The organism is Tepidiphilus margaritifer DSM 15129 (assembly GCF_000425565.1).
Taxonomy (GTDB): domain Bacteria; phylum Pseudomonadota; class Gammaproteobacteria; order Burkholderiales; family Rhodocyclaceae; genus Tepidiphilus; species Tepidiphilus margaritifer.
The window spans coordinates 204,879-220,167 of record NZ_AUDR01000015.1; the positions used below are offsets into that span (position 1 = coordinate 204,879).

The 15,289-nt window shown below is 64.2% G+C and carries 15 protein-coding genes; 8 read left to right on the forward strand and 7 right to left on the reverse strand.

All coding sequences use genetic code 11. From position 1 onward, the window contains the following. Nucleotides 1–109 precede the first annotated feature (109 nt). The 8 genes from H607_RS11825 to H607_RS11835 all read left to right on the forward strand — a co-directional run bounded on the left by H607_RS11825 (nucleotide 110) and on the right by H607_RS11835 (nucleotide 7,585). Nucleotides 110–388, forward strand: coding sequence for a FeoA family protein (locus H607_RS11825; RefSeq protein WP_051240675.1), 279 nt, complete (start codon nucleotides 110–112; stop codon nucleotides 386–388). Continuing rightward, complete coding sequence (locus H607_RS0105165) at nucleotides 375–605, forward strand: FeoA family protein (protein ID WP_028874550.1); 231 nt, start codon at nucleotides 375–377, stop codon at nucleotides 603–605. Before H607_RS11825 ends, H607_RS0105165 begins: the two co-directional genes overlap by 14 nt. Continuing rightward, nucleotides 602–2,917 (forward strand): Fe(2+) transporter permease subunit FeoB, encoded by a 2,316-nt coding sequence (feoB, locus tag H607_RS0105170; protein WP_028874551.1) that lies wholly within the window; start codon nucleotides 602–604, stop codon nucleotides 2,915–2,917. Before H607_RS0105165 ends, feoB begins: the two co-directional genes overlap by 4 nt. Further along, entirely contained in the window at nucleotides 2,914–3,153 is a 240-nt protein-coding gene (locus tag H607_RS0105175; protein ID WP_028874552.1) for a FeoC-like transcriptional regulator, read from the forward strand. The genes feoB and H607_RS0105175 overlap by 4 nt, the downstream gene beginning before the upstream one ends. A gap of 315 nt (nucleotides 3,154–3,468) precedes the next feature. Further along, nucleotides 3,469–4,626, forward strand: a complete 1,158-nt coding sequence (locus H607_RS0105180) for a DUF2325 domain-containing protein (protein WP_211218482.1) — start codon at nucleotides 3,469–3,471, stop codon at nucleotides 4,624–4,626. A 40-nt stretch (nucleotides 4,627–4,666) separates the two neighbouring features. Beyond that, complete coding sequence (locus H607_RS0105185) at nucleotides 4,667–5,134, forward strand: ferritin-like domain-containing protein (RefSeq protein WP_037989614.1); 468 nt, start codon at nucleotides 4,667–4,669, stop codon at nucleotides 5,132–5,134. Between the two features lie 65 nt (nucleotides 5,135–5,199). Then, nucleotides 5,200–6,351: a porin gene (locus H607_RS11830; protein WP_051240676.1), complete on the forward strand. Its 1,152-nt coding sequence runs from the start codon at nucleotides 5,200–5,202 to the stop codon at nucleotides 6,349–6,351. Nucleotides 6,352–6,358: 7 nt separating this feature from the next. Beyond that, entirely contained in the window at nucleotides 6,359–7,585 is a 1,227-nt protein-coding gene (locus H607_RS11835; RefSeq protein ID WP_051240677.1) for a multidrug effflux MFS transporter, read from the forward strand. Here the strand turns inward: H607_RS11835 and efeB are convergent. The 7 genes from efeB to H607_RS0105230 form a co-directional block, all read right to left on the reverse strand. After that, entirely contained in the window at nucleotides 7,577–8,842 is a 1,266-nt protein-coding gene (gene efeB, locus H607_RS0105200; RefSeq protein ID WP_028874555.1) for an iron uptake transporter deferrochelatase/peroxidase subunit, read from the reverse strand. The two genes, H607_RS11835 and efeB, sit on opposite strands and share 9 nt — an antisense overlap. 11 nt (nucleotides 8,843–8,853) lie before the next feature. Then, on the reverse strand, nucleotides 8,854–9,993 hold the full coding sequence (gene efeO / locus H607_RS0105205; protein WP_037989616.1) for an iron uptake system protein EfeO: 1,140 nt from the start codon (nucleotides 9,991–9,993) through the stop codon (nucleotides 8,854–8,856). An 18-nt stretch (nucleotides 9,994–10,011) separates the two neighbouring features. Continuing rightward, nucleotides 10,012–10,854, reverse strand: coding sequence for an iron uptake transporter permease EfeU (efeU, locus tag H607_RS0105210; protein ID WP_028874557.1), 843 nt, complete (start codon nucleotides 10,852–10,854; stop codon nucleotides 10,012–10,014). Between the two features lie 154 nt (nucleotides 10,855–11,008). Next, the gene (locus H607_RS0105215) at nucleotides 11,009–11,830 is read right to left on the reverse strand and encodes a helical backbone metal receptor (RefSeq protein WP_028874558.1); all 822 of its coding nucleotides are present in this window, start codon (nucleotides 11,828–11,830) and stop codon (nucleotides 11,009–11,011) included. Then, on the reverse strand, nucleotides 11,823–13,787 hold the full coding sequence (gene ftsH, locus H607_RS11840; protein ID WP_083961948.1) for an ATP-dependent zinc metalloprotease FtsH: 1,965 nt from the start codon (nucleotides 13,785–13,787) through the stop codon (nucleotides 11,823–11,825). Before ftsH ends, H607_RS0105215 begins: the two co-directional genes overlap by 8 nt. Before the next feature lie 11 nt (nucleotides 13,788–13,798). Then, nucleotides 13,799–14,125: a chaperone modulator CbpM gene (locus tag H607_RS0105225; RefSeq protein WP_051240678.1), complete on the reverse strand. Its 327-nt coding sequence runs from the start codon at nucleotides 14,123–14,125 to the stop codon at nucleotides 13,799–13,801. A 12-nt stretch (nucleotides 14,126–14,137) separates the two neighbouring features. Next, nucleotides 14,138–15,097 carry a DnaJ C-terminal domain-containing protein gene (locus tag H607_RS0105230; RefSeq protein ID WP_028874560.1) on the reverse strand — a complete coding sequence of 320 codons (960 nt, stop codon included), beginning with the start codon at nucleotides 15,095–15,097 and terminating at the stop codon, nucleotides 14,138–14,140. Nucleotides 15,098–15,289 lie beyond the last annotated feature (192 nt).

The window sequence follows — 15,289 nt, forward strand, 5'->3', positions numbered from 1 at the left end:
CCGGTGCAAAATTTTAAAAAAAGCCCTTGCTACGCCAGTAAATGAGAACTATAATCAATCAGGCCTATCCAACCGATCGAATTTGCCCATCGCTACCCGGAGTCTTGCCATGGTTCCTGAGTCCGCCGCCAAAGCCTTTCCCCTTCCCGTGGCCCCGCTCGGTTGCCGCCTGCGCATCGCCGCGCTCCACGGCGGCGCCGAATTCACGCGCCGTCTCACCGAACTCGGCTTGAACGTCGGCTGCGAGATCACCTTGCAGCAACGCGAGGGCGGAAAATTCGTCGTCAAGCGCGGCGAGACGCGCTTCGCACTCGGCGGCGGCATGGCGCACAAGATCCTGGTGCATGAATCCCTCGTGGCGGAACGCGATGCCCATGCTGCTGCGTGACCTCGCCGTGGGCGAGCGCGCCCGCGTCACCGGCTATGCGCCCGGCGGCGAATCCTACCGCCGCAAGCTGCTCGCGATGGGCCTCACGCCCGGGGCCGAGCTCGTCGTCACCCGCATCGCCCCCATGGGCGATCCGCTCGAGATCCGCACCCGCGGCTTTTCCCTGTCGCTGCGCAAGAGCGAAGCCGCCGCCGTGGAGGTGGAAAAAATCCAATGAAAAACGCCTACACCATCGCCCTCGTCGGCAACCCCAACTGCGGCAAGACCACGCTCTTCAACGCGCTCACCGGCGCCAAGCAGCGCGTGGGCAACTGGCCCGGCGTCACCGTCGAGAAAAAGACCGGCGAGTACCGTTTCGAAGGCGATGAAGTCGAGGTGGTCGACCTGCCCGGCACCTATTCGCTCGACGTCGTGGGCGAAGACATCTCGCTCGACGAGCGCATCGCCCGCGATTACGTCCTCTCGGGCGAGGCCGACCTCGTGGTCAACGTCGTCGACGCCGCCAACCTCGAGCGCAATCTCTACCTCACGCTGCAGCTGGCGGAGATGCAGGTGCCGCTGCTCGTCGCGCTCAACATGGTCGACGTCGCCGAGAAGAAAGGCATGAAGATCGACGTGGCGGCGCTTAGTGAGCGGCTCGGCTGCACCGTAGTCCCGATCGTCGCCAGCGAGAACCGGGGCATCGCCGAGCTCAAGGCGGCGATCCGGCAAGCCATCGTCACCGCCCCCCAGCCGCGCGCCGTTCCCTATGGGGAGGAAGTGGAAACGGCGCTCGCCGAACTCGTGCCCGAGCTCGAACCGATCGCCGCGCAGAAAGGCTGGTCCCCGCGCTGGCTCGCCGTGCGGCTGCTCGAGGGCGACGCGCTCGCGCGCGCGAGCGTAGACGAACCCCTCGCCCGGCGCGCCCAAGCCCTTGCCGAGCGTTTCGGCGGCGAACTCGACATCCTCGTGGCAGACGCCCGCTATAGCCTCGCCAACGACATCGTGCATCACGCCGTGCACGTTGCCGGCCAAGCCCCGGCCGACCTCACCGAGCGGATCGACCGCGTCGTGCTCAACCGCGCCCTGGGAATCCCCATCTTCCTTGTGGCGATGTACCTGATGTTCCTCTTCACGATCCGCGTGGGCGGGGCCTTCATCGATTTCTTCGACCAGCTCGCCGGGGCGATCTTCGTCGATGGCTTCGCCGAGGCGCTCAACGCCATCGGCTCGCCCGACTGGCTCACCGGGCTGCTCGCCCACGGCGTGGGCGGTGGCATCCAGACGGTGGCCACCTTCATCCCGGTGATCGGCTTCCTCTACCTTTTCCTCTCAATGCTCGAAGATTCGGGCTACATGGCGCGCGCCGCCTTCGTCATGGACCGATTCATGCGCTGGGTAGGGCTGCCGGGCAAGAGCTTCGTGCCGCTCATCGTCGGCTTCGGCTGCAACGTCCCGGCCATCATGGCCACGCGCACCCTGGAGCACCGCCGCGACCGCCTCATGACGATCGCCATGGCCCCCTTCATGTCCTGCGGCGCGCGCCTGCCCGTCTATGCACTCTTCGCCGCCGCCTTCTTCCCCACGGGCGGCGAGAACGTCATCTTCGCCCTCTACCTCATCGGCATCGCCGTGGCGGTGCTCACCGGGCTCATCCTCAAAAACACCCTGCTCAAGGGCGAGGCCACGCCTTTCATCATGGAGCTGCCGCCCTACCACCTGCCCACCGCGCGCGGCGTGCTGCTGCACACCTGGGAGCGCCTCAAGACCTTCATCGTGCGCGCTGGCCGGCTCATCGTCCCCATGGTCGTAGTCATCAACTTCCTCAACGCGATCGGCACCGACGGCAGCTACGGCAACGAGCACAGCGACAAATCCGTGCTCGCCGCCGTCGGCCGTACCCTCTCCCCCGTGTTCGCCCCCATGGGGCTGACCGAAGACAACTGGCCCGCCACGGTGGGCATCTTCACCGGCGTGCTCGCCAAGGAAGCCGTGATCGGTACCCTGAACGCCACCTATACGGCACTTGCCACCGAGAACGCCGACACGGAAGAAGAAACCCCCTTCTCGCTACGCGAGGCGATCGCGGCGGCGTTTGCTACCATTCCGCAGAACCTCGCCGAGGCGCTCGGCTCCTGGGCCGACCCCCTGGGACTGCACAAGGCCGAGGAAGAACGCGAGGAAGTCTCGCAGGCCGCCTTCGGTGCCATGGCCGAACGGTTCGACGGCGCGGTCGGAGCGTTTGCCTACCTGCTCTTCATCCTGCTCTACACCCCCTGCACCGCCGCCACTGCCGCCATCTACCAGGAATCCGGTCGACGCTGGACGCTCTTCGTCGTCGCCTGGACGACGGGCATCGCCTGGGCCGCGGCAACGATTTTTTATCAGCTGGCCCGCCTGCCCCGCTCTCCGCTCACCTCCGCCGCCTGGATCGCGGGCATCGCCGCGTTCTTCGTCCTCGCCTATCTCCTCATGCGCCGCGGTGGCGCATTCCTCTCGCCGGCGGCAGCCGGAAGCACCAAGACCGTCCGTCAGGAGGGTTCCGCATGATCCTCTCCCGCCTCACTGAGACCCTGCGCCTGCACCGCCGTGTCAGCCTCGACGATCTGGCCACGGCCCTGCAGGCCGCGCCCGAAGCGGTCGAGGCCATGCTCGCCACGCTCGAGCGCAAGGGCCGCATACGCCGTCTTCCCGCCGGCTCGTCCTGCGGCAAGAGCTGCTGCGCCTGCGACCCGAAGCGCCTGCAGATCTACGAATGGGTGGAGCCCCCGGACAGCACGTCCTGAGCCCGGACTCCCTTCCTCCGGCCTTCTTGCAAGATACGAATCGAATCTGTAGCCCCCATGACGCGGATTTTTGATCGCGGAGTTTCGATAGTTCTTGCAAATGAAAATGGTTATCGTTTACAATCACGCCATCGCATCGTTTGATGCCATCCGATATCCGTCTTCGGCCGCAAGGAGAACGAAACCATGTGCGAGAGCGCCTTTGCCTCTACCATGAGTCCGCTCACTCTCGAACCCCCGCCCCTATCCTTCTTCTCCCGCCTCGGTTCCCGTCGGCGCCGATTATGGGAGCTGTCGAGGGAAAGCCACTGCCCCGTGATCGGTGTCTGTCTGCCGCTATCGGTTCTGCGCAAACTGGTTGGCAAAGTGCTCGATCGGGCAGCCCCACTGGAAGATTACGACCTGCACGTCGGTGCCGTCAATGCTTGCAGCAGCCGTAACCGGCTCTCCGAGTTGCTGCAAGACGAACTCGATCGCCGCTACGCCACCGTGATCCGCCGCTACAAGGCGGCCAAGACGAGCGAGGCGCTCGAATCCCTGTGGCAGGAAGCCGTCGACGAGGGCGACGTGGCCGGGCCATTTTGGGCCGCGCTCACCCATCCACGCTGTACCCCTGCCCTCGAACTCGCGTTGTGCCGGGAAATGCACATGCTGCAGCACCAGGCTGGCGCCACCACCCGTGTCGAGCGTAGCCGTTTCGAGGCGCTGGTGCAGGAAAATGCCACCCTGCTGCGAGAACTCGGCAAGGTCCAAGAGCGGTGCACCCGCCTCGTGACGGAGAAGACCCGGGAGCTCGAACGACTCCGCCAGGATTTGATGCAAGCGCGCGCCACCTTGCTGTGCCGCGACACGACAATCGCCTGTCTGCGCAGCGACTTGGCCGAAATACGCGAAACGGTACCCGAGCTCGAAGCACGCCTGCAGCTCAAGCGCAAACTCGCCGCCGAAAAAGCGCACACCAAGGCGCTCGAGCAGCAACTGGCCGCCCTGCGCCAGGAACTCTCCCGAGCCCAAAGCGAACTCGCTGCCTCACGACGGCGCCAAAACGAACCAGAACCGTCAAGCTGCGCGGCAACCTGCTCCTCCGCCAGGCATCTGCCGCCACCGGTCACCATCGAACCTGAGCTGCTGGACAAGACCATCCTCTGCGTGGGCGGACGAAGCGGCAACATCACCGATTATCGCGGAGTCATCGAACGGATCGGCGGACGATTCGTTCACCACGATGGTGGCTTGGAAGACAATCTCGGGCAACTCGACGCCAACCTCGCCGCGGCCGACCTCGTCATTTGCCAGACGGGATGCATCAGCCACAAAGCCTACTGGCGCGTCAAGGACCACTGCAAACGCACGGGCAAACGCTGCGTCTTCGTCGACAATCCCAGCGTCTCCGCGCTTGCCCGTACCCTTTTCCCCCGCCTCGAGGAGAATGAAACCGCGAAAGACGCTACCGATGACGCAAGCTCCCAGTGAATTGACATGACTCCCGTTTCCATCCCGAAAGGATCTCATCATGATAGACACTCTATCGGACGCCGACCGTATCGCCGCCATCGAAGCGCTCAACCGCGTGCTCGAGGTTGAACTTGCAGGCGTCGTACGCTACACTCATTACTCGCTCATGGTCTACGGGTACAATCGGATCCCCATCGTCTCCTGGCTCAAAGACAACGCCAAAGACGGGCTCGACCACGCCCTGCGCGTTGGCGAGATGATCACCTTGCTTGGCGGACATCCCTCGCTCAAGATCGGTACCCTGCTCGAGACCCATCGCCATGACATCGACGAGATTCTGCGCGAAAGCCTCGAGCACGAGCGCCTCGCACTTCAGGGCTACCATGACCTCCTGAAGATCACACAAGGGAAATCCGTGCTGCTCGAAGAATTCGCCCGGGAGATGATCGTCGAGGAAGAAATGCATTTCGACGAAGTCAACAAGATGCTGCGCCGCCCCGGCGATCTTGCTCCTTTCCACGAGTGATCCCTGACCGGGTCGATGATTTTTCATCGACCCGCCCCTTCCCCCGTTGCACGAGGAAAACAACGATGTTCAAAAAAACGCTCGCCCTCTCGCTCACCAGCCTCTTCTGCCTGCCCGCGCTCGCCCAGTCGGGGATACAACTCTATGGTTCGGCCGATGCCTTTTTCAAATACGGCAAAGTGATGGGCGACAAAACGGCCGGGATCGACGACGGGGGTATCGGCAACAGCTTCTTCGGCCTTCGCGGCGAAGAAGATCTCGGTGCCGGCCTCAAAGCCGTCTTCGTCCTCGAAGAAGGGTTCAGCATCGACAGCGGCAAATCCTGCTGCATGAGCTCGACCGATAGCGAAGCCAACGGCGGCAGCGAAGCCTTCACCCAGCAAGCCTACGTCGGCCTCAAAGGCGCCTTCGGCCAGCTTTCCCTGGGCCGTCAATATGCCCCCGGTTATTTCACCGATCCCTACGACGCCTTGCAGGGCATGACCCCGAGCCCGCAGAACTGGCTCTCGCAGCTCGCCAACCTCACGATCACCCCCAACGATCCGGCGCGCTGGAACAACTCCGTCGGTTACACCGGCGAATTCGAGACCATCGGGGTGAGCGCCATCTACTCGGCCGGCAACCTCGAAACGGACCAGGCACACGGCGCCTCGCGCACCGACGACGACAAATACGGCCTCGGCCTGCGCTACGAGAACGGTCCCTTGAAAATCGGCGCCATCTACCAGGCCGTCAAATACAAGGCACAATACGACGGCGGCTGGAGCAAGGCTCCCGCTCGCGAAGACGAAACCCAGAAAGACTGGATGCTGGGCGCGGCCTACGACTTCGGCTTTGCCACCCTTGCCGGTTCCTGGCAGCAGGGCCGCGACGTGCTCGGCGCCAGCGGCTTCGACGTCACGCTCTGGCAGATCGGCCTCATCATCCCCGTGGTGGGCGAAGACACGCTCAACCTCGCCTACGGCCAGGCCAAGCTCGACGGCGGCAATGCCATCATGGGCGATAGCGGCAGCGTCAAACCCAAATCGCTGGGAGTGGCCTATCTGCATCCGCTCTCCAAGCGAACCACCGTCTATGCCGCCTATACCTGGGTCGATCACGATGATCTGCGCCGGGATCAGGCTGTCGCGCTCGGTCAGGACGACAACGGTCACGCCCCCGACGGCAAGGTGGGCGATACCAGCCTCTTCTACCTCGGGTTGAACCACCGCTTCTGAGCCGCACATGACCCAGCCCCCAGCGAATCGCTCCGAACGCCCTTGGTTCCTTGCCCTGCTGGCAAGCCTTGCCGCCATCGGCCCCCTGGCCATCGACCTCTATCTGCCTGCCCTGCCGGCGATCGGCCACGATCTCGGTGCCTCGGCGGCAAAAGTACAATGGTCGGTGACGGCATTCCTCGCCGGGTTTTCGCTGGGGATGCTCTTCTACGGCCCGATCTCCGATCGGTACGGTCGTCGCCCCGTCCTGCTCACTGGGCTCGCGGTCTTTTTCCTCGCCAGCATCGGTTGTCTCCTTGCTCGTTCGGCAGAGGAGCTCATCGTCGCGCGATTCTTGCAGGCCGCTGGCGGTGGCGCGGCCTCGGTGTTGTCGCGGGCCATCGTGCGCGATGTCTATCCGGGGATGGAAGCCATTCGCAAGCTCTCGCTCATGGCCATGGTCACGGCGCTCGCGCCCCTGCTCGCGCCGCTGATCGGCAGCCAGATCCTGCATTGGAGCAACTGGCGCGGGACCTTTGCCGCCCTGCTGCTATGGGGCGCCTCGAGTCTCGTGCTCGCAAGGCGGTTCCTCCCCGAGACGATGCCTCCATCGCATCGCCAACACGTCCGCCTCGCGTCCGCCTTTGCCGCTTACGCCGGCATCCTGCGCGACGCTCCGGCACTGGGGCTGCTCCTTACCGGAGGCATGTCCTTCGCCGCCATGTTCGCCTACATCACGGCCAGCCCTCATGTGCTCATCGAGCATTACGGTTTCTCCTCGACCGCCTATGCACTGGTCTTCTCGAGCAACGCGACGGGAATCCTCCTGGCCAACTACCTCAACAGCCGGCTGGTGCATCGCCTTGGTGCCGTGCCCCTCATCGGTCTGGGTGCCGTCGCGGGAGTCGTCGCCACATCCATGCTCCTGATCCTCTTCGTTCTCGATCTAGACGTTCGCTTCGCGCTTTTCTTCCTTTTCATGGGGGTGGTCGTGACGGGGCTGCTGGGCGCCAATTGCGTCGGTTTGCTCATGCACCGCTTCCCGGCCAATGCCGGTGCGGCCGCCGCCCTCTTCGGGGCCAGCCAGTTCGGCTTCGGAGTGCTCGCTAGCGCCAGCGTCGGCGTCCTTCCCGGCGCGAACGGCCTCCCGATGGCGGAAGCAATGCTGGTTGCCGACCTGCTGGCCCTGCTCGGTTTTTTCCTCTATCGCCGTCACGGCGAGGGCGAGCCGCGCGGCTCGTCCTCTTTACGCTGACTGCACCATCAACGTCCGTCCGAGCCAGTCGCCCGGCTCGCGCACCCCAGGCAGAACGAAGAAATAGCCCCCGCCGAAAGGCTTGATGTACTCTTCGAGCGGCTCTCCATCGAGACGGCTTTGCACCGTCAGGAAACCGGCGGCGAGGTCGGCTTGAAAGCAGGTGAAGATGAGTCCCATGTCGAGCTGGCCGGCATTGTCCACACCACGCGAATAATTGTAGCTACGACGCAAGACGAGATTGCGCTCGGATCCGGGTGTACGGGGATTGGCCAAGCGGATATGGGCGTCGAGCGGGATGACCTTGCCTTCCGGGTCGGAAGCATAATCGGGCAGATCGTGTTCGTGGGGTTTACCCAGGGGCGCACCTTCGGCTTTGTCCCGCCCGAAAATTTGTTCCTGCTCACGCAACGGTGTACGGTCCCAGCGCTCGACCAGCATACGGATGAGCCGCACGGCCTGGTATGTTCCGCCCTGAGCCCACGCCGGTTCTTCGCCCCCTTTCCCCACCCAAACGACACGCTCCATGAGCGCGGCATCGGTCGTATCGAGGTTGGCCGTGCCGTCCTTGAACCCGAGCAGGTTGCGTACCGTATCCCGTCCCTGGCGCTTGAGCGTATCCGGCGGCAGGAACCCTTCGATCTTCCAGCGCAGCGCGAGGAGATCCGGCGTATTCTTGACGAGGTCACGCAGAGCGTGGATCACCGTCTCGGCGGTATTGGCGTTGAACGACAGTAACAGATCCCCGTGGCACCACGACCGGTCAAGCCGGTCGTTGGAAAAACGCTGCATGCGCTGGAGATGACGCGGCTTGAGGGCGGCGAGGCCGAAGCGCCGCTCCTCGAAGAGGCTGTCGCCAACGGCCACGGTCACCGTCAGGTTGTCCGGTGGGATGACCGGTCCCAGGATGCCCGAGTCGGGTGGCGGCAATCCCGGATCGGCCACGGCGGCCGGCCCACCGTGCATGAGAAAGGCGATGCGTTCGGTGAGCACTTGAAAGAGGCGCTCCAGCCCTTGTCGGTCGTTTGCCAGCACGTCGAAAGCGGCGTAGAGCGCCGCGGCCGGCTGGGGGGTGACGACGCCGGGCTGATGCAGGCCGTAGAAAGGTTGTCGCTCCTGACGCAATTCCTCCTTTTGCGTGAACACCGGATCGGAAGGATCGGCCGCCGCGGCTGGCCGCAACAAAGTTGCGGCCGCCCCCGTACCCAGTCCCAGCAGGAAACGGCGGCGACTCCGAAGATCAGCGACGAAGTCCATGGACATTCCCCTTACTCGACACCGAGCGTACCGCGCAGCTTGGCGAGATCCTCGGCCAAAGCCGTGATGGGCCCCTTGAGCGCGGTTCGATCCGCCTCGCTGAGTGCCTCATAGCTCTTGAAGCCCTCGCCCTCGCGATACTTGGCGAGCAGCGTGTCGACCCGGCCGAAATTGGCATCGATCCGCGAAAGCAGCTCGGCATCACGCGCCTGCAGCAACGGCCGCAGCAGCGAGACGATCTTCTGCGCACCCTCGACGTTGGCTTGAAAATCCCACAAGTCCGTGTGGCTATAGCGATCCTCCTCACCGGAGATCTTGGTCGCGGCAACCTCCTCGATGAGATCGGCCGCGCCACCCACCATGGCTTTCGGCGTGATCACGAGCGAATCGATGCGATGCTGCAATTCCTTCGTATCGGCGAGCAAACGATCCGCCACCGGGCCCATTCCTTTGGTCGTTCCGTCGGCAAACAGCGCCTTTTCGAGGCGATGGAAACCGGACCAATTCGGGTCCTTTTCCTGTTCCTCGTAATCGTCGGCACGTGCGTCGATGCGCTTGTCCAGATCGGAGAAAAGCTCGGCGATGGGTTCGATTCGTTCATAATGACGTCGCGCCGGGGCGTAGAGACGCTTGGCCCTGACAAGATCGTTTGCCTTGATCGCAGCGACGAATTTTCCCGTTGCTTCGACCAAAGCGTCGACCTCCCCTTTGACGTAGCGCTTGTATTCGGCGATCGGGCCCACGAGATCCATGGCTGAGGGGGATTCTTGCGCCACGGGTGCATGGCCATTCGCCTCCACATGGATCACCCCTTTGGGATTGCTCAGCAGACCGCAGGTCATCTGGTAATCGCCCGCCGCGAGCGTGGCGGTGAGGGGCAACACGAAGCCCGGAGCGATGTTTTCGCGCTCGGCCACCACTTCCACCCCTTTGAGGATTTCCCACTCCAGGGCACGTCGGCTGGCATTGCGGATGCTGAACGTCGTCTTGCCGGCCGACACCGTGAGCAAAGCCGGCTCACAGCCCTTGTCGGTGACGGTGACCGAAACGGCCTGCGATGCTTCCTGGGCAAGCGCGCCCAAGGACAAGGAAACCGCCCACCCCGTGAGGACAAAGCGCAGGGGACGGTGAAGCACAGAGGGTTTCGTCATGATGATGAGTCCTTGCTTTTAGGAAGAAGACGTCGAATCGCGTGCCACGGCGGGGCGCACGCCAATGCCCTGAATCCAGAACAGGGTGAGTACGGGGACGAGATAGGCGAGATAGACGATCACTTCCCCGAGCGAGGGTGTGTCGTGATAACCGAGCAGCCCGGCAAGCACGGCGCCGACGGGACCATCGACGGGCAGGACGTCGCTGAGATCGAAAGCGATCTGCTGCAAGCCGTTCCACAGGCCCGCCTCATGGAGGCTACGCAGCGCCCCGGAGAGCAGCCCTGCGGCCACGAAGATGATGAATACGCCGGTCCAGCGAAAGAATCGCCCCAAATCGAGCTTCAGGCTGCCGCGATAGATCGCCCACCCCACCAGCACGGCGCATACCAAGCCGAGAACGGCGCCCAGTGGAGCGGCAAGTCCGACATCCTGCTGGAACGCGGCCAGGAGGAAAAAGACCGACTCCAGCCCTTCACGCCCCACGGCCAGAAACACCATACCCACCAGCGCCAGCCCTGAACGATCAGACGAGAGGGCGGCATCGACCGATTGGCGCAACCCAGTCCCGATGGAGCGCGCCGCCTTGCGCATCCAGAACACCATGGAGGTGAGCAGGACCACGGCGATCAAACCGACGAGGCTCTCGAAGAGCTCCTGGGCCTTTTGGGGGAACTCGGCGCTGGCCTGCTCCAGGGCGATTCCCAGGACCAGGCACAACAGCGCGGCGAGTCCGGCACCGGCCCAGGCCGCGGGAAGCCAGCGAGAACGACCGGTTCGGGAAAGATAGCCGGCCACGATGCCGACGATGAGGGCGGCCTCCATCCCTTCACGCAGCATGATGAAAAAAGGAACGAGCATCGGCGCCTCCGGGGATCACGGAATGGCGACGACGATAACACGATGAAAACGATGTTGCAAGTCATTCTCGATTTCATTCAAAAAATGAATGACCGCAAACGACCCTCTGTGGCGGTAGATCATCCCGCGAGGCATCCATGACGGCAAAAAGGGCTCAGGCAGAAAGGGACTCGGCCAAATCCTGGCGCAGGGCGGCGAGATAGCACAGACCCGAGATGGCGCGGGTGCCGTACCACGACACCATTTCGCCATCGACGAGCGTCACCGGAACTTCAGCTCCGAGCAAGCGGGGAATCTCTTCGGCGTGGTCCTGGGTGAAGCGATAGGGCTCGGAAGGCAGCAGCACGCGCGCGATGCCCGCGTGGCGAACGGCCGTTTCGTCGATCACGGGATAACGGGGTTCCTCGATTGCGGGCCAGGTCTGCCAACCCACGGCCTCCAGCATGGCGGAGATCCAGGTGCTGCGGGCCACCGTCATCCACGGCTCGCGCCAGATGGGATAGAGCACGCGCTCCCGCGGCAAGGAGGCAGCGATCGTGCGTGCGAGTTCCAGGACGGATTCGAAGGCTTGCACGGCATAGTCCGCCGCCTCCTCGCGGTCGAACACCCCTCCGAGCAAGCGAAAAAGCGCGACGTTGTCTTCGAGCCGGCAGGGATGGGTGACGATCACCTCGATGCCGGCCGCAGCGATCGCCTCGACCTGTTCCCGCCGGTTCTCATCGACGTTGGCAATGACGTGTGTCGGCTCGAGCGCGAAGAGGCGCTCGAGGCGCACGTCCTTGGTTCCTCCCACTTTGGGCAGATCTCGCACCTCGGCGGGATGGATGCAAAAACCGGTGCGCCCCACCACCGCTTCGCCCAGGCTGAAAGCGAAGAGCGTCTCGGTGAGCGAGGGCACCAGCGAGACGATGCGCGGCGTACCCCGGGCCCGGCGGTGCGGCACGCCCAGCGCGTCGTACCACAGCGTCTCAGCCATCTCGTGGCACTCCCGCCGAAGGTGTACCGGCAGGGGATCCCTTCTCCGCCGGGGAGTCACCTGCCGCCGTGGCCCCGGGCGCGGGGTGCGCCGCTGCCGCACCGGGCTCATCCACATCGACCTCCCCGACGCAGGGAGGACGGCGCAAGTTGGAGAGCAAGCGCGCGACGTCCTCTTCCTCCAGGGTTTCCTTGGCGAGCAGCTCCCGGGCCGCCGCCTCGAGCTGGTCGCGGTTCTCCCGGAGCACGGCGAGCGTGCATTCGAAGGCTTCCATCACGATGCGCTGCACCGCTGCGTCGATGCGCTCGTGCAGCGCTTCCGATACCCCCAAGGTTTCGCCCGGCGCGGGGACCTGAGTGTCGAGGAAACGAGGGCGGCTCTGCTCGAACACCACGAAACCCAGTTCGTCGTCCATGCCGTAACGCGTCACCATGTCGCGCGCGATCTGAGTCGCCCGCATGAGATCGTCCGCCGCACCGGTGGACAGGCGGTTGAAAACGAGCACTTCGGCAGCGCGCCCGCCGAGCAGCACCATGATCTTGTGGCGCAACTCCTCGCGGGTCATGAGATAGCGATCCTCGGAGGGACGCTGCAGGGTATAGCCGAGCGCACCGATGCCACGCGGCACGATGGAGATTTTGTGCACCGGGTCGGTGCCTGGCAACGCCCGCGCCACCAAGGCATGTCCAATTTCGTGATAGGCCACCACCCGACGCTCGCGCTCGCTCAGCACCCTCGTCTTCTTCTCCAGGCCGGCGACGATGCGCTCGAAAGCGGCGGTGAAATCGGCCAGGGTCACGGCATCGGCGCCCCGACGCGTGGCCACGATGGCCGCTTCATTGACGAGGTTGGCCAGATCCGCGCCGCTGAAACCGGTCGTCATGGCAGCGATCTGCTCGAGGTCGACCTCGGGCGCGAGGCGAATCTTCTTGACGTGCACTTTCAGGATCTGCAAGCGCCCGTTCTTGTCGGGCCGGTCGACCAACACCTGCCGGTCGAACCGGCCGGGCCGCAGCAGTGCCGGATCGAGGATCTCGGGACGGTTGGTGGCCGCCAGCACCACGATGCCCGAAGAAGAATCGAAACCGTCCATCTCGGCGAGCAGCTGGTTGAGCGTCTGTTCCTTCTCGTCGTGCCCGCCGAAACCGGGATACAAGCCGCGGGCGCGCCCCAGCGCGTCGAGCTCGTCGATGAAGATGATGCAAGGAGCGTGCTTACGCGCCTGTTCGAACAAGTCACGCACGCGCGCCGCGCCCACGCCGACGAACATCTCGACGAATTCCGAGCCGGTGATGGAGAAAAAAGGCACCTTGGCTTCGCCGGCCACCGCCTTGGCGAGCAGCGTCTTGCCGGTTCCCGGCGGCCCCACGAGCAGCACGCCCTTGGGCATGCGCGCCCCGAGCCGACCGTAGCGTGCCGGATCCTTCAGGAATTCCACCACCTCCTGGAGTTCGGCTTTGGCTTCATCGACGCCGGCCACGTCGTCGAACGTGACCCCCGTGTCGTGTTCGACATAGACCTTGGCGCGGCTTTTGCCGATCGACATGAAACCGCCCATGCCCTGCTTCTCGATCACGCGCCGGAACACGTAGTACCACAGGGCAAAGAAGACGAGCACCGGGACCACCCACGAGAGGAGGTCGCGGAAAAACGTATTTTCTATGACTCTGGTATAGGGAACGTTGTATCGATCCAGCCTCGCCGCCAGATCCGGCTCGACCCGCGCCGTGGCGATAGCGACCTTGTTCCCGTCCGGCGTCTTGAGGCGGCCGGTGATCACCCGATCGCCGATGATCACCTCGGAGACGCGACCTTCCGCGAGTGCCCGCTCGAATTCGGAGTAGGACACCGTCTCCACGGTATTGACCGCCTGCCACTGGCTTTGCAGAAAGAGCAGCAAAGCGATGGCGATCAACCAATAACCGACGTTCCACTTGCGCAATTGCTCTTCGTTCATGCCATTCCCCTTCAGGGTTCATCGCGCCAGGAAATGCCGGCACGATCGAGCAGGCGCCGCAAGCGGGCGATTTCGTCGATGAGCTCCATCATCATCGCCGCCGCGGTGAAACTCGCCTCGAAATCACGCATCAGGCGGCGCATGCGGCGCACCCGCTCCAGGGCCATTCCTTCGAATCGTGGCGCACCCGCCTCGACCAGGCCGGCCTCGATCAAGCCCTCTTCCCACAGCGCACGCACGAAGGAAGGGGATGCCCCTGCCGCCACTGCGAGCTCCTCGAGCGTGAGCCAGCGCTCGCCGCCCAACCATTCGCACGACACCACGATCGCCGCGTTCATTCCTGCTCCTCCTCACCGGCCCCAACGCGCGCGCGGATCGAACCGCACCTCGCGCGCCATCGCCGCAAAATGCTCCCGCACCTTTGGATCGCTCGAAGGAGGCAACACCACTTGGAGCACCGCGTAGAGATCGCCCGGCGGGTCGCTCGGCAGCCCCTTGCCCCGCAGGCGCAGCTTGCGACCGTGCTGCGAATCCGGCGGGATGGTGAGCGTCACCGGTCCTTCTGGTGTCGGGATCTGGATTTTGGCACCGAGCACCGCTTCCCACGGCGCCACCGGTACCGTCAGGTAGAGGTCCTTGTCCTCGACGCGATAGAGCGGATGAGGACGGAATTCCACTTCCAGGTAGAGATCGCCCGGCGGACCGCCGTTCACCCCGGGGCCGCCCTGCCCGGCGAGCCGGATTTTCTGCCCCGCCCGGATGCCTTTGGGGATGCGCACGTTGAGGGTGCGCTCACGCAGCACCACGTGGCCGGACGCATCGAGCTCGGGCACACGCAGGGTCACGGAACGGGTGGCGCCATGCAGGCTGTCTTCGAGATCGATGAGGATCTTGGCGTGGTGGTCTTCGCCGCGCAAGGCAAAGCCGCCGGTACGACGCTGGCGCGCCCCGCCCGTGCCACGGTGCATGCGCCCGAAGAGCGACTCGAAAAACTCGGAGAAATCCGTTCCTTCGAAAGGGCCGCCGCCCGGCGCCCCACGGAATTCGAAGCCGGCATCCCAGCCCGGCGGCGGCGAGAAGTCCTCGCCCTGACGCCAGTGCTCTCCCAGCCGATCGTAGGCGGCGCGCTTCTCCGGATCGGAGAGCACCTCGTAGGCCTCGTTGATCTCTTTCATGCGCTCGGCCGCGTCGGGCTCCTTGCTCACGTCCGGATGGTACTTGCGCGCGAGCTTACGCCAGGCTTTCTTGATTTCCTCCGCCGTGGCCGTGCGCGGCACGCCGAGAATCTCGTAGTAGTCGCGAAACTTCATTCCGTACCGCCTCCGAACAGCCGATGAATGCGATCCGGACGGCACGGCTTCACCATCCCGTCCGGGCTTTCACATTATTGGTGGCGGTGCGGGAAATTACAAGCGCGACGCAACGAAGTACCACCTACCGCCCTCGACAAGGCCCTTGAAATTCCCACCGAGACAACCTATACCAATAAACGCAACACACGC

What these genes read in the sequence shown, in the direction of transcription:
- feoB (WP_028874551.1), top strand. Translation starts at nt 602, where the DNA reads ATGAAAAACGCCTACACCATCGCCCTCGTCGGCAACCCCAACTGCGGC.
- H607_RS0105185 (WP_037989614.1), top strand. Translation starts at nt 4,667, where the DNA reads ATGATAGACACTCTATCGGACGCCGACCGTATCGCCGCCATCGAAGCG.
- H607_RS0105215 (WP_028874558.1), bottom strand. Translation starts at nt 11,830, where the DNA reads ATGGCTGAGACGCTGTGGTACGACGCGCTGGGCGTGCCGCACCGCCGG.
- H607_RS11830 (WP_051240676.1), top strand. Translation starts at nt 5,200, where the DNA reads ATGTTCAAAAAAACGCTCGCCCTCTCGCTCACCAGCCTCTTCTGCCTG.
- H607_RS0105175 (WP_028874552.1), top strand. Translation starts at nt 2,914, where the DNA reads ATGATCCTCTCCCGCCTCACTGAGACCCTGCGCCTGCACCGCCGTGTC.
- ftsH (WP_083961948.1), bottom strand. Translation starts at nt 13,787, where the DNA reads ATGAACGAAGAGCAATTGCGCAAGTGGAACGTCGGTTATTGGTTGATC.
- efeO (WP_037989616.1), bottom strand. Translation starts at nt 9,993, where the DNA reads ATGACGAAACCCTCTGTGCTTCACCGTCCCCTGCGCTTTGTCCTCACG.
- H607_RS0105225 (WP_051240678.1), bottom strand. Translation starts at nt 14,125, where the DNA reads ATGAACGCGGCGATCGTGGTGTCGTGCGAATGGTTGGGCGGCGAGCGC.
- H607_RS11835 (WP_051240677.1), top strand. Translation starts at nt 6,359, where the DNA reads ATGACCCAGCCCCCAGCGAATCGCTCCGAACGCCCTTGGTTCCTTGCC.
- efeU (WP_028874557.1), bottom strand. Translation starts at nt 10,854, where the DNA reads ATGCTCGTTCCTTTTTTCATCATGCTGCGTGAAGGGATGGAGGCCGCC.
- H607_RS0105165 (WP_028874550.1), top strand. Translation starts at nt 375, where the DNA reads ATGCTGCTGCGTGACCTCGCCGTGGGCGAGCGCGCCCGCGTCACCGGC.
- H607_RS0105230 (WP_028874560.1), bottom strand. Translation starts at nt 15,097, where the DNA reads ATGAAGTTTCGCGACTACTACGAGATTCTCGGCGTGCCGCGCACGGCC.
- efeB (WP_028874555.1), bottom strand. Translation starts at nt 8,842, where the DNA reads ATGGACTTCGTCGCTGATCTTCGGAGTCGCCGCCGTTTCCTGCTGGGA.
- H607_RS11825 (WP_051240675.1), top strand. Translation starts at nt 110, where the DNA reads ATGGTTCCTGAGTCCGCCGCCAAAGCCTTTCCCCTTCCCGTGGCCCCG.